Annotated in this window: 12 protein-coding genes; 1 reads left to right on the plus strand and 11 read right to left on the minus strand. The window is 49.4% G+C overall.

The features are described from left to right. The first annotated feature begins 137 nt into the window (after positions 1-137). Positions 138-1,244: a ribonuclease H-like domain-containing protein gene (locus tag NQ502_RS01130; RefSeq protein ID WP_083963254.1), complete on the plus strand. Its 1,107-nt coding sequence runs from the start codon at positions 138-140 to the stop codon at positions 1,242-1,244. A gap of 195 nt (positions 1,245-1,439) precedes the next feature. On the opposite strand, the gene rpsA is transcribed toward NQ502_RS01130, so the two are convergent. From rpsA to NQ502_RS01185, 11 genes are all read right to left on the minus strand, one after another. Beyond that, positions 1,440-2,522 (minus strand): 30S ribosomal protein S1, encoded by a 1,083-nt coding sequence (gene rpsA / locus NQ502_RS01135; protein ID WP_028528391.1) that lies wholly within the window; start codon positions 2,520-2,522, stop codon positions 1,440-1,442. Then, positions 2,503-3,354 carry a 4-hydroxy-3-methylbut-2-enyl diphosphate reductase gene (ispH, locus tag NQ502_RS01140; RefSeq protein WP_028528392.1) on the minus strand — a complete coding sequence of 284 codons (852 nt, stop codon included), beginning with the start codon at positions 3,352-3,354 and terminating at the stop codon, positions 2,503-2,505. The genes rpsA and ispH overlap by 20 nt, the downstream gene beginning before the upstream one ends. A 3-nt stretch (positions 3,355-3,357) precedes the next feature. Further along, positions 3,358-4,029 (minus strand): (d)CMP kinase, encoded by a 672-nt coding sequence (gene cmk, locus NQ502_RS01145; protein WP_028528393.1) that lies wholly within the window; start codon positions 4,027-4,029, stop codon positions 3,358-3,360. A 29-nt stretch (positions 4,030-4,058) separates the two neighbouring features. Beyond that, positions 4,059-5,288, minus strand: coding sequence for a BaiN/RdsA family NAD(P)/FAD-dependent oxidoreductase (locus tag NQ502_RS01150; protein ID WP_028528394.1), 1,230 nt, complete (start codon positions 5,286-5,288; stop codon positions 4,059-4,061). Beyond that, a complete protein-coding gene (locus NQ502_RS01155) occupies positions 5,281-6,207 on the minus strand; it encodes a MurR/RpiR family transcriptional regulator (RefSeq protein ID WP_028528395.1) in 927 nt (308 codons plus the stop codon). The genes NQ502_RS01150 and NQ502_RS01155 overlap by 8 nt, the downstream gene beginning before the upstream one ends. Before the next feature lie 126 nt (positions 6,208-6,333). Beyond that, a complete protein-coding gene (locus NQ502_RS01160) occupies positions 6,334-7,140 on the minus strand; it encodes a M15 family metallopeptidase (protein ID WP_083963255.1) in 807 nt (268 codons plus the stop codon). Positions 7,141-7,223: 83 nt separating this feature from the next. Next, on the minus strand, positions 7,224-8,636 hold the full coding sequence (locus tag NQ502_RS01165) for an oxaloacetate decarboxylase subunit alpha (RefSeq protein ID WP_028528397.1): 1,413 nt from the start codon (positions 8,634-8,636) through the stop codon (positions 7,224-7,226). 10 nt (positions 8,637-8,646) lie between these two features. Further along, the gene (locus tag NQ502_RS01170) at positions 8,647-9,795 is read right to left on the minus strand and encodes a sodium ion-translocating decarboxylase subunit beta (protein WP_044983184.1); all 1,149 of its coding nucleotides are present in this window, start codon (positions 9,793-9,795) and stop codon (positions 8,647-8,649) included. A 16-nt stretch (positions 9,796-9,811) separates the two neighbouring features. Next, positions 9,812-10,183: a biotin/lipoyl-binding carrier protein gene (locus NQ502_RS01175; RefSeq protein WP_028528399.1), complete on the minus strand. Its 372-nt coding sequence runs from the start codon at positions 10,181-10,183 to the stop codon at positions 9,812-9,814. A gap of 11 nt (positions 10,184-10,194) precedes the next feature. Further along, the gene (locus NQ502_RS01180; RefSeq protein ID WP_049898106.1) at positions 10,195-10,944 is read right to left on the minus strand and encodes an OadG family protein; all 750 of its coding nucleotides are present in this window, start codon (positions 10,942-10,944) and stop codon (positions 10,195-10,197) included. Between the two features lie 13 nt (positions 10,945-10,957). Then, positions 10,958-12,394, minus strand: a complete 1,437-nt coding sequence (locus NQ502_RS01185; RefSeq protein WP_028528400.1) for an acyl-CoA carboxylase subunit beta — start codon at positions 12,392-12,394, stop codon at positions 10,958-10,960. Between the last annotated feature and the right edge of the window lie 133 nt (positions 12,395-12,527).

Genomic DNA, 12,527 nt, shown 5'->3' on the forward strand with positions numbered 1-12,527 from the left:
ATTAATGCCTGTCACAGTAAAACTGCCTCAGGCATAAAATCATAACTTATACTATAAACTAAATTTTTATAAAAATCACTATTTTTTTTCAAAAAAGAAGTATATAATTAAATGCAATTCGAGGAAAGGAGCAAGCAATGATGCAAATACACAAATTCCCCGTAAAAACTGCACCTTATTTTGACAAAATATCCAACACGCTGCCTGATGGATTCTGTCTGTTCGACATTGAGACTACCGGTCTCTCCCCCGACAGAAGCTACCTCTATCTGATCGGCATACTGAAAAAAGAGTGCGGTTCCTGGCAGCTGACACAGTGGTTCTGTGACTCTCCCCTCGATGAGAAACATGCCATCGGCGCATTTGCCGAAGCGCTCCCGGAAGTCTCCTGCCTCATCCATTTTAACGGAAGGTCATTTGACATCCCGTACCTGAAACATAAATGTGTGCACTACGGCCTTTGCGATTTTCTGTCACAGATACCGGAACTGGATCTCTATGCCGCACTTCGCCCGTACCGGTCCATGCTTCCCGCAGCTTCCATGAAACAGCAAGACCTGGAGCTCCTTGCCGGAAGTGACCGCACCGACGACAAATCTGGAAAAGAGCTGATCAGCATTTACCGTGAGTACCTGGGGACAGCCGATCACCGTTTTCTGGAAATGCTGCTTCGGCATAACCGGGAAGACTTGGCCGGCATGACATGGATCCTGCCTCTTCTTACAATTGACCGGTTATTCGAGGGTGATTTCGAAGTTCTCGGCATGACAGAGCAGGAACGAACAATCACTCTGCCGCTGCAGACAGAACATCCGCTCCCCGTCTCTTTTACCTGCTCAAGAGAAGGCTTCTGCCTATCCGGCGGACCGGACAGTCTTTCTCTGTCTGCCGGGCGATTTGACGGTTCACTGAAATTCTTTTTTCCAGACTGCAAAAATTACTATTATCTGCCGGACGAAGACACCGCGGTTCACAAGAGCATCGGATGTTATGTGGAACGCGGGCACAGAGTACAGGCCACGAAGAAAAACTGTTATCAGAAAAAAAGCGGAAGCTATGTACTGCTGCCTCCCGGATACGCGTGCGAAAATCCTGTTTTCGGGCAGGATCACCGGATGGAACGGCGCTGGTGCCTCTATGAAGACTTTTCGAAACTCTCAGACTTTAAATCATATGCACATGCCGCATTACAATATGTGCGGCCCGGAAAACAGCAGGCACCTAAAAAATGGACAGACATCTGAAATGTCCGTCCATTTTTTTAATACTTATTGTTATTTTGTAACAGTTCAGGACGGCGCATCTTCTTGACCGAAAAAACCGGTCAAGAAGCATCGGATGTTCATCCGATGTGGGAATTGGTGCAGAAAGCGGCTTTCAAGCAAGCTTGACGCAGCTTTCTGCACCAATTCCCCGCCGTCCTGAACTGTTACGTTATTTTATTCTTCTGTCTCTTCAGCCATATCTTCTGTCTGTTCCATTGCTTTCATGCTCAGGCTGATTTTTTTCTCTTCGCCGTTGAAGTCAACGACTTTCGCAGTAATCTCCATTCCGACATTCAGAACATCCGACGGTTTTTCTACATGCTCTTTGGAAATCTGTGAAACATGGAGCAGTGCATCAACACCCGGTTCCAGTTCAACAAAAGCTCCGAAGTCTGTCATACGGGCAATTCTGCCTGTCACAACATTTCCTACCGCATAATTTTCAGCGGCTGCAAGCCATGGATTCTGATCTTCGAACTTCAGGCTGAGCGCAATCTTGTCACCGTTGATCTCCTTGATGAGAACGGTGATCGCTTCACCGACCTTGAAAACCTTTTTCGGGTTTTCAACTCTTCCCCATGACATTTCAGAAATATGAAGAAGACCGTCAGCGCCTCCGAGATCGATAAATGCACCGAAATCTGTAACGTTTTTGATTGTACCTTCTACTACATCACCTGCGTGGATTCTCTCAAACAGTTCTTTTTGCTTCTCTGCTTTTTCAGCTACCAGAAGCTGTTTTCTGTCACCAATGACACGTCTTCTTCTGGGATTGAACTCGCTGATGACAAACTCAATTTCCTGATCCGCATACTTGGAAAGATCTTTCTCATAGGAATCAGAGACAAGACTTGCAGGGATAAAGATTCTGGCTTCATCAATCACAACGCTCAGACCGCCGTTTAATACCTGCGCAACTTTCGCTTTGAGGATCTCATGATTTTCATAAGCTTCTTCCAGTCTCTTGTTTCCTTTTTCTGCTGCCAGCCTTTTATAGGTAAGCAGAACCTGTCCCTCTCCGTCGTTTACCTTCAGAACCTTTACTTCCATGGTGTCACCCGGCTGGGCGATGGTCGTGAGATCAACGTTTGGTTCGTTCGTGTATTCGCTTCTTGTAAGGATACCATCTGCTTTATAGCCAATGTTCAAGATAATTTCATCCGGCTTAACGTCGATGACTGTACCTTCAACCACTTCTCCGTTTCTGATAGTTTTAAATGATTCTTCCAGCATTTGTTCAAAACTTAATTCTGACATGTTTTTGAACCTCCTCAATTATATTATTTGGGGTCGATGCCCCTGCTGTAATACCTACATGACTGATAGATTGAAAAGGCTTGGTTTCCAAATCAACGAGTGTCTGTATATAGTAAGTATTTTTACATTCGTTTCTGCATATATCATACAGTTTTTGCGTATTTGAACTATGTCTGCCACCAATGACAATCATAGCATCCACCTCGCTTGCCAGGACCCTTGCTTCTTCCTGTCTCTCCTGGGTGGCATTGCAAATCGTATTTAAAACAATTCTATCATAACCCTTTTTGGCAAGAATTTCAACTAAATCTTTAAATTTGTTGTAATTAAATGTCGTTTGGGATACAATACATAATTTTGTGTCCGGTTTAACGTACAGTTTCTCAGCTTCCTGTTCAGTATTGATAACAATGGCAGGCGTCTCACACCAGCCTTTGATACCCTCTACTTCCGGATGAAGATCATTTCCAACGATAACGATCTGTTTTCCCTCCCGGCTTTCCCTCTCCACAATGTCATGAATCTTTTTTACAAACGGACAGGTTGCGTCAACACATGTGAGTCCCCGCTCTTCGATGATCCGATAGATCTCTTTCGGCACTCCATGGGAACGTATGACCACAGTACCTTCCGTCAGAGCTTTAAGTTCTTCTGCCGTTTCTATCACGCGGACGCCTCTGGATTCCAGATCAGCCACAACCTGTTCGTTATGTATAATGGGTCCATACGTATATACGTTATCTCCTGAACACGCTACCTGTTCGTACACCCGCTCTACAGCCCGTTTCACTCCGAAACAGAATCCTGCAGACTTTGCCACTGTCACTCTCATCTTCTATCCGTTCTGCCTCTCTGTACATAGTTTAAGAACCGCCTCCACAACTTCCGGTATACTCAGATGGGAGGTATCCAGATAAACAGCATCTTCCGCCTGCACAAGCGGTGAAATCTCCCGGTGCATATCCCGGTAATCTCTCTGCTCAATATCACTCTGAATCTGTTCCAGGTCTCCCTGAATCCCCTTTTTCTTCAGTTCCTCGTATCTCCTGAGCGCTCTTATCCTGGCCCCCGCTGTCAGGTAAATTTTCACCTGGGCGCCCGGGAGCACCTGTGTGCCGATGTCACGCCCGTCCATCACAACGTCATTGACAGCGGCCATCCGCTGCTGCAGTTCTACGAGTTTCCTGCGCACTGCAGGATTGGCGGAACTCACGGACGCCATATTTCCTACTTCTTCCGTCCTGAGATACCCCGTCACATTTTCCCCGTTCAGTATCACCTGCTGTTCTCCATTCTCATAGACGATCGAAATATCTGCAAATTCACACACCCGCTCCGTCTCATCAGCATCATCCGGCGATACCCCCTGCATCAGCAGATAATACGCCATTGCCCGGTACATGGCCCCGGTATCCACATAAATATATCCCAGTTTCTTTGCCACCTGACGAGCGATCGTACTCTTTCCCGCTCCCGCCGGTCCGTCGATTGCTATATTAAAACTCATGTTTTCCTCCTGTCGTAATGTTCCTGGTCTCATATGACTGCACTGGCGGCGGCATATGCGGTCGACCACGCAATCTGCAGATTGAAACCGCCGGTGAGCGCATCCGTATCCAGTACTTCTCCAATAAAATAGAGTCCTTTTACCTTTTTCGATTCCATTGTCTTCGGATTGATTTCTCTGACAGCAACTCCTCCGGCTGTCACAACTGCTTCGCTGTATCCGCGAAGTCCGGTAACTGTGAACGGAAAATGTTTTAAAAGCCTGACAAAGGCAAGACGCTCCTCCCTCGATATCTCATGGATCTTCTTTTCCGGAGAGCTTCCCCACAATTCCAGGAGCGCTGACATGGCTTTTGACGGCACCAGCCCCTGCGCCACCGTTTTGAATTGTTTATTCTGATTTTTTGTGAAATCCCGAAGAAGACGGTCATCGAGCTGTTCCTCAGAAAGTGCCGGCTTCCAGTCGATTTCGCACGCAAGCGGACCCTGCTGCAGACTGTCTCCCACCCGCGCGCTTGCTGTCAGAACCAGCGGCCCTGTAATGCCGAAATGCGTGAACATCATCTCACCGAAATCCTCAAAACAGCACTTCCCGCCAGTATACATCCGAAGCGTTACATTCCGAAGCGAGAGTCCCTGCATCCCGGCAATATAATCTTCCCCGGTCTCCATGGGAACGAGCGATGGCCTGAGTCCGGTCACATCATGCCCGCATTCTCCGGCGAACCGGTATCCGTCACCCGTCGATCCTGTCGTAGAATAAGACAGCCCTCCCGTGGCAACAAGCACGGCATCCCCCGCGATAACTGCATCATTCTCCAGCAAAATACCCGTGACACCATTTTCATCCGCCAGCACCTTTTTCACGCCGCTTCTCAGATGAATCTTCACATCCAGTTCTTTCATTCTCCGCTCCATGGCAAGAATGATATCCGATGCGTGGTCGGAAGCCGGAAACGCACGGTTTCCCCTCTCAATCTTCGTTCTGACCCCGAGACGCTCAAAGAAATCAATGGCATCAAAATTATTATACCCATAAAATGCACTGTATAAAAACTTTGGATTGCGAATTACACTGTCAAATAATTCCTCCATGGAACAGGCATTCGTAAAATTGCAGCGGCCTTTTCCTGTGATATAAACTTTTTTCCCCAGCTTTTCGTTCCTTTCAAACAGGTGAACGAGATGCCCTGCCTCAGCAGCAAACACCGCTGCTGCCATTCCGGCCGCTCCTCCTCCTATGATCAATACCTTAGACATCATCTTCCCCCAGACCTGCAAAGCTCAGTTTCACTGAATCATCAATTGAGTTGATCTCATCGCTGCTGTAAACCTTATATTCGTCCCAGATTTTTTCCATGGACTCCAGTGTATCGACGACTTCCTGCTGTTTTTTCATACAAAGCGCGACGACCAGTGCATTGATCACGCTCAGAGGCGCAACCAGAGAATCCACAATCGACGCCATATCGCTTCTGGCGATCAGATTGCATGAGGAATACAGGTTCATCGGCGAATGAATACTGTCCGTGAGCGTGATCACTTTTGCATTCCGGTTATTCGCAAATTCCATGGCCTTGAGTGTATGCATGGAATACCGCGGAAAACTGATGCCGATGATCACATCCTTCTCATTGATGCGGATCATCTGCTCAAAAATCTCGCTTGCGGAATTCGTCTGGATCAGGCGGACATCATCCACAACAAGATTCAGATAAAAACTCAGAAAATGTGCGAGCGGTGCACAGCTTCTGATCCCTATGATATAGATCGTCTTTGCCTGCAGGATCGTCTCAACTGCCTGGTCAAAGATCTCGTGATCCAGATGTTCCATGGTCAATTTGATCTTGTCGATATCAGCCTGAAGTACTTTATCCAGAATTTCCGCCTGCGGCACCCTCCCGTAGGTCACTTCCATCCTCTGGATGGAATTCAGCTTGTTGATCACCAGCTCCTCAAGCGCACGGTGGAATTCCGGAAATCCCCGGTATCCAAGCTGTGCTGCGAACCGGACCGTTGTGGATTCACTCACCCCGACTTCACTTCCGAGTTTCGCCGCCGTCAGAAACACCGCCTTGTCATAATTATCCGTAATATACGCCGCCAGACGCTTCTGCCCCTTGCTGAGTTTTCCATACTGCTGGTTGATTCTCGTCAATAAATTCTCTGATTGTTCCATACTTTTGTTTTCTCCTAAGCGGTATGCATCACAGAGGAGCCATATCCCTCTTTGCATACTTTCATCTGTCCAGTATAACACAAGAATGGATTGCGTCAAGACGCAATCTCCCAAAGACTTCTGACCTCACACTTTTTCAAAATGCTGATAATCCTTCGCTCCCGTCCAGCTTCCTCCCCATGAAAATCCGTATTTTGTGAACACCTGATAACACAGGTCCTCTGTGTCTATTTTGTATGCAAATTCCGCCGTGCGGTCCACATATTCCCAGGCATTCGCAGGCTCACAGTTTTCCCGCCCGTCCACAGTCTTCACATACGGATTATATTTTGGATTCATATCAACCGCCATCCCTCTGGCATGATTGGACAGCGTAGTACTGTGGGAGATAAAGCGGAAATTAAATGCAGAGCTGTTGTTGTCCGCCATTGACCGCTCATCATCTGCGTCATAGTCGTCGATCAGCCGGATTTTCTCAATCGGATACCCTGCCTGATAAAGCTCTCTGAAGACCGCTGTCACGTCGTCTGCGATCGCCTGATTGACGACCAGTTCGCCGATACGTGTCTCACCGTCAAAACCAGTATGCAGAACTCTTACATACCTCAGTTCTTCTCTCGGCACGGTACAGTCCTCTTTAAAAGATTTTCCATACATCCGTCCAAATACAACATCTGATATCTCTTCCTGGTAAAATAAGGAGTCCACCCCGACAGCGGCAATCTGTTCCTCTGTGAGCACTGTCTCTGCAGTCATCTGCCGGATATCCCCAGCCGATACAGGCACTGCAGTCTCCTCATCCTTTTCCGCACTCTGATCCGGTGCGTTTTCCTCTTCCGGCTTCTGGTTTTCTGTAAAGCGGTAAACCAGAAAAACCGCTCCGGCCGCACAGACTGCGGCAGCCGCAAGCACACGTTTCACACTCCTCTTCATTTTTACCTCCTCTGCCGCAGACTGCGGCAAAAAAGAATACGCCCACAACACGTCTTTCACGCATCATGGACATATTCTGTTACTTATACCGGGTAAGCCTTGTTTTCCCTGTCAGCCGCCGCCGCATCAATCTTTTTTTCCTGAGCCTCCCTGTACTTGAAGAAATCCGTAGCCACCTGCGGGAACAGTGCGTACGTAAGCACGTCCTCATCCTGTTCCTTCCACGGGGCCACCTCTTTTTCCAGGGTATCCAGTTCATCCTCGATCAGATCCGCCGGCCTGCAGGTGATCGGTTCCGTATCTCCAATACATTTTTTCTGGACTTCGGGATTGAACGGTTTGATGGTTGCCCCATACTGCCCGGACAAAACAGCCTTCGTCTCCTTTGTAACCATCTTATACCGTTCTCCCATGATCACGTTGAACACAGCCTGAGTACCGACAATCTGTGAGGAAGGCGTGACAAGCGGGCATTCCCCAAGGTCTTTTCGGACACGCGGTACCTCTTCCAGCACCTCATAGTATTTGTCTTCCGCATGCTGCTCCTTCAGCTGCGAGGTCAGATTCGAGAGCATGCCTCCCGGTACCTGGTACAGCAGCGTCTTGATGTTCACACCCAGATTTTTAGGATTCAGCAGGCCGCTGTCCAGCGCTTCGTCACGGATCGGACGGAAATAATCAGCAATCTCCGCCAGAAGATTCTGATCAAAACCGGTGTCATAGGGTGTTCCCTTGAACGTTTCCACCATAACCTCTGTCGCAGGCTGGGAAGTGCCGAGTGCAAACGGTGACATCGCAGTGTCGATCACATCGACGCCGGCCTCAACCGCCTTCATATACGTCATGGATGCAACGCCGGACGTGTAGTGCGTATGAAGCTGAATGGGAATCGATGTCGCCTGTTTCAGTGCAGTCACCAGCTCTGTCGCCTGATAGGGAAGCAGCAGTCCCGCCATATCCTTGATGCAGATCGAATTTGCCCCCATCGCTTCCACCTGCTTTGCCATCCCGGTCCAGTATTCCAGCGTATACGCGTCTCCGATAGTGTAAGACAGTGCCACCTGTGCATGGCCTTTTTCCCTGTTTGCGGCACTCACGGCCGTCTGAAGATTTCGCAGATCATTCATACAGTCGAAGATACGGATGATATCGATGCCGTTCGCGATCGATTTCTGTACAAAATATTCCACGACGTCATCCGCATACGGACGGTATCCGAGAATATTCTGCCCTCGGAAGAGCATCTGAAGTTTCGTGTTCTTGAATCCGTCGCGGAACCTGCGAAGCCGTTCCCATGGATCCTCCTTCAGAAAACGAAGTGACGCGTCAAATGTCGCGCCTCCCCAGCACTCCACGGAATGGTAACCGACTTTGTCCAATTTATCGACGATCGGAAGCATCTGCTCCGTCGTCATTCTTGTCGCGATCAGAGACTGATGTGCGTCACGCAGGATCGTTTCTGTTATCTTGATTGGTTTCTTTTCTATATCCGCCATGTTATCCCTCCTATACTCCAAATATTGCCATAAAAGTTCCCGCCGCAACAGCCGTTCCGATCACGCCGGCCACGTTAGGACCCATGGCATGCATCAGCAGGAAATTCGTAGGATCCGCTTCCGCCCCCACTTTCTGGGAGACGCGTGCCGCCATCGGCACCGCTGACACACCTGCTGATCCAATCAGCGGATTGATCTTTCCTTTTGTAAGTTTGCACATCAGTTTGCCCAGCAGAACGCCGCCCGCCGTTCCAAATATGAACGCTATGAGTCCCAGTATCACAATCTTAATCGTATCCCAGTTCAGGAAACGTTCCGCACTGGTCGTCGCACCCACAGAAGTTCCAAGCAGAATGACTACGATGTACATCAATGCATTCGAAGCCGTCTCCGTCAGCTGTTTGACAACGCCGCACTCCCTGAACAGGTTTCCCAGCATCAGCATTCCGACAAGCGGTGCAGTTGTCGGGAGAATCATACAGACGACGATCGTGATAATGATCGGGAAGAGTATTTTTTCCAGTTTCGACACCGGGCGAAGCTGTTCCATCTTGATTTTCCGCTCTTTTTCTGTCGTCAGCAGCTTCATGATCGGAGGCTGTATGATCGGTACCAGCGACATATAGGAGTAAGCCGCCACCGCGATCGGTCCGAGCAGTGCAGTCTGTCCCAGCTTACCCGCCAGGAAGATGGACGTCGGTCCGTCTGCGCCTCCGATGATCGAGATCGCCGCTGCCGCCGCCGGTCCGAAGCCAAGAAGAATAGCCAGAAAATACGCAACATAGATTCCTACCTGAGCTGCCGCTCCCATGATGAAACTCCTGGGGTTCGCGATCAGCGGGCCAAAGTCTGTCATCGCACCGACTCCCATAAAGATCAGAGAGGGCAGAATGCTCCATTCGTCAAGCTTATAAAAATAATGCAGAAGACCTGCTGCGTGCTCTACCCCCTGTGCATCCACGTACGGTCCCGCCATGATATCCGGATAGATATTGACCAGCAGCATACCGAAGGCGATCGGAACCAGCAGAAGCGGCTCAAAGCCTTTTTTTATCGCCAGAAACAGGAACACGCAGGCGATCAGTATCATCACCAGGTTTCCGCCGGTCAGGTTGAAAAACGCCGTCTGGTGAAGCAGGTTTGATAATGTTTCTAACATTTCATGACCCCCTGTCCTAATCCATGGATGCCAGTGCATCTCCAGATTCTACCGTATCGCCTACAGCTACATCGATACCCGCTATCGTTCCGTCCTGCGGAGCGACAACCGGGATCTCCATCTTCATTGCCTCCAGGATCACGATCGTATCCCCCGCTTTCACGCTCTGGCCGGCACTCGCCTCCACTTTAAATACTTTCCCCGGAACAGAAGCCGTGATCTGAACGGCACCTGCCGATCCGCCTGCCGGTTTTGCCGCAGGCCGGGCAGCCGGAGCTTTTGGCGCTGCAGCCGCTACCGGCTTCGGGGCAGCTGCCGGACCGTCTGTGCGTTCCTCCACAGTGACATCATATACATTTCCGTTTACAGTGATCGTATAGCTTTTCATATCGAATCCTCCTATGCTCTCTTCCAGTTGTTTCTATGGACTTTTTTTACAGAACGAACCACAAAGCTGTCTGCCGGTGTCTGTTCCAGTGCCGCAATCGCCGCTGTAATCACCGCGACAAGCTCCGTATCGTCCGTCACATCCTCCTGTTGTCTCTCCACCCGCGGAGCCATTGCGGCCTCCGCAGCCGGTTTCTGCTGCCCGCCCTTTTTCTGCTCGCGCTTCGCAACCCACAGGTTAATATATTTAAACAGGTAAATCAAAAAGCTCAGGAAAAACAGCACGACAAATACGATCAGAATCCCAAGTACGGTGTTTCCCCCGGCCTCCTTCATCTTTTCCCCGAGTGTCCTGCTCACCTCCACGGACAGATAAGTCGGTGTATTTTCTTCCCTGTTGATCGTCAGGGTAACCGTCGCATCTTTCTTCTCAAACTGCATTTTGGAGGTCACCGTTATAATTTGCCCATCCAGTGTACATTTCGTCTGTCCCGCGTCCTTGTATGCCCCGAGTACATCGCGGTTATCCTTCCAGGCTGAAACAGCACTCTCATAGAATTTCCCGTACTGCAGAAGGCTTTCCAGATCTTCATCAGACATCGTTGTCATCTGGCTCACAAAACTGACGGTCTGCGTCTTCCAGCTCTCCGACTCCTCATCGGTGAGTCCGGATGTATTGTTTCGGGATCCGCAGGCACACAGGGTGATTGTACAGAACAACAGCAACAGCACACTTATACATTTTCTTAATGACTGTTTCATACGTCCACCTCTCTTATACCGTTCCATGTTTTTTCCCCGGCCGGTCTTCCCGTTTTGTAAACAGCATCTCAAACGCGGCGATCACATGTTTCCGTGTGTCCTTCGGATCAATGACCGCATCTACATATCCCCGTCTTGCCGCAGAAGCAGCGCTGTCCTGAAGCGCCTCATATTCCGCCGCTTTCCGGTCAATAACATCGATACCCTCATCGATATACATCAGCTTTGCCGCAGCCCTTGCATCCATCATGCCGATCTTCGCATCCCGCCACGCAAATACCATGTCAGCTCCAAGTGCTCTGCTGTTCATCGCAACGTACGCGCTTCCGTATGCCTTCCTGGTGATCACGTTGACTTTCGGAACAGTCGCCTCGGTAAACGCATACGTCATCGCAGCAACAGATTTCGCCATATGTGTTTCTGCACACTTCGTCGCCTTGAACCCGGTCACGTTTGTCACCGTCAAAAGCGGTATCTGGAATGCATCGCAGAACCTTATGAAGTCTGCAGCTTTTCTGGCCCCTCTGGCGGAAAGAACTGTACCAAAAGATTCTTTCAGATTTCCGTCAGCATCATACTCTTCGCTTCGGTTCGCAACCGCGCCGACAGTCATCCCGTTCAGCCGCAGAAAGCCGATGGTCATGTCTTTACCGTAATCTTTCTTCAGTTCAAGAAACTCGTGAGCATCCGCCAGCTGCGTGAGCATCAGCGCCGCATCGCCTGCACTGTTCTCCAACTGCTCACAGATCCTGTTCAGATCATCCGTACATTCAATATAAGAAGAATCGTCCTCATTATTCTCCGGAAGCATTACAATGAGCCGTCTCATCTCACTGAGGATTTCCGCCTCTGTTCCCACTTTGTCCGCAAGCCCTGTCTCTTCACCCTGAAAGACAGCGGATGATGTATCGCACTTTGATTTTTCATTGCCGTCAATGGCATTCGGTGAATTGACAAACAGGTGCCCGGTTTCTTTTTCCATAAAAGTAAAATCGGTAAGTCCCGGGACGATCGCCAGACCGCCTCCGCAGCTGCCGAAAATCCCCGTGATCTGCGGGATGACTCCGGACGCCATGACCTGGCTTCTGTAAATTTCTCCAAGCGCATGCAATGCATCCGTCGCCTCCTGCAGACGCATCCCCGCGCAATCCAGAAATCCCAGGACAGGAGCTCCGGTCTTCATGGCAAGCTCATACAAACGCACGATTTTCCCGGCATGCATTTCACCGATGGTTCCCTTTAATACCGACGCGTCCTGGCTGTAAACATAGACCATACTTCCCTCGATCACACCGTATCCTGTGATGACGCCGTCGGAAGGCGTTTCTGTTTCAGATAAGTTGAAATCTGTGCTGCGCGCCGTGATCTGTCCGCCGATTTCCACAAAGCTGTTTGCGTCGAGCAGCGCGTTAATTCTGCCCATCGCAGCGCTCACTGTAGTGTTACTCATGATAAGCCCCTCCGTTTTCTATAAAATTGTCTGCAGTAAGCTGCAGATCCACTGTAAATAATTGTACTGCAACTTTCACTTTATTTCAATATCATGTTGAATTAAAACTTTCAAATTCGGTATAAAAAAAGGA

The organism is Ruminococcus gauvreauii (genome assembly GCF_025151995.1).
Lineage (GTDB): Bacteria > Bacillota > Clostridia > Lachnospirales > Lachnospiraceae > Ruminococcus_G > Ruminococcus_G gauvreauii.

Bases quoted from the DNA above. Each gene is read 5' to 3' on its own strand.
- cmk (WP_028528393.1), bottom strand. From the start codon at position 4,029: ATGAGTTTTAATATAGCAATCGACGGACCGGCGGGAGCGGGAAAGAGT.
- NQ502_RS01185 (WP_028528400.1), bottom strand. From the start codon at position 12,394: ATGAGTAACACTACAGTGAGCGCTGCGATGGGCAGAATTAACGCGCTG.
- NQ502_RS01130 (WP_083963254.1), top strand. From the start codon at position 138: ATGATGCAAATACACAAATTCCCCGTAAAAACTGCACCTTATTTTGAC.
- NQ502_RS01150 (WP_028528394.1), bottom strand. From the start codon at position 5,288: ATGTCTAAGGTATTGATCATAGGAGGAGGAGCGGCCGGAATGGCAGCA.
- NQ502_RS01175 (WP_028528399.1), bottom strand. From the start codon at position 10,183: ATGAAAAGCTATACGATCACTGTAAACGGAAATGTATATGATGTCACT.
- rpsA (WP_028528391.1), bottom strand. From the start codon at position 2,522: ATGTCAGAATTAAGTTTTGAACAAATGCTGGAAGAATCATTTAAAACT.
- ispH (WP_028528392.1), bottom strand. From the start codon at position 3,354: ATGAGAGTGACAGTGGCAAAGTCTGCAGGATTCTGTTTCGGAGTGAAA.
- NQ502_RS01170 (WP_044983184.1), bottom strand. From the start codon at position 9,795: ATGTTAGAAACATTATCAAACCTGCTTCACCAGACGGCGTTTTTCAAC.
- NQ502_RS01165 (WP_028528397.1), bottom strand. From the start codon at position 8,636: ATGGCGGATATAGAAAAGAAACCAATCAAGATAACAGAAACGATCCTG.
- NQ502_RS01180 (WP_049898106.1), bottom strand. From the start codon at position 10,944: ATGAAACAGTCATTAAGAAAATGTATAAGTGTGCTGTTGCTGTTGTTC.
- NQ502_RS01155 (WP_028528395.1), bottom strand. From the start codon at position 6,207: ATGGAACAATCAGAGAATTTATTGACGAGAATCAACCAGCAGTATGGA.
- NQ502_RS01160 (WP_083963255.1), bottom strand. From the start codon at position 7,140: ATGAAGAGGAGTGTGAAACGTGTGCTTGCGGCTGCCGCAGTCTGTGCG.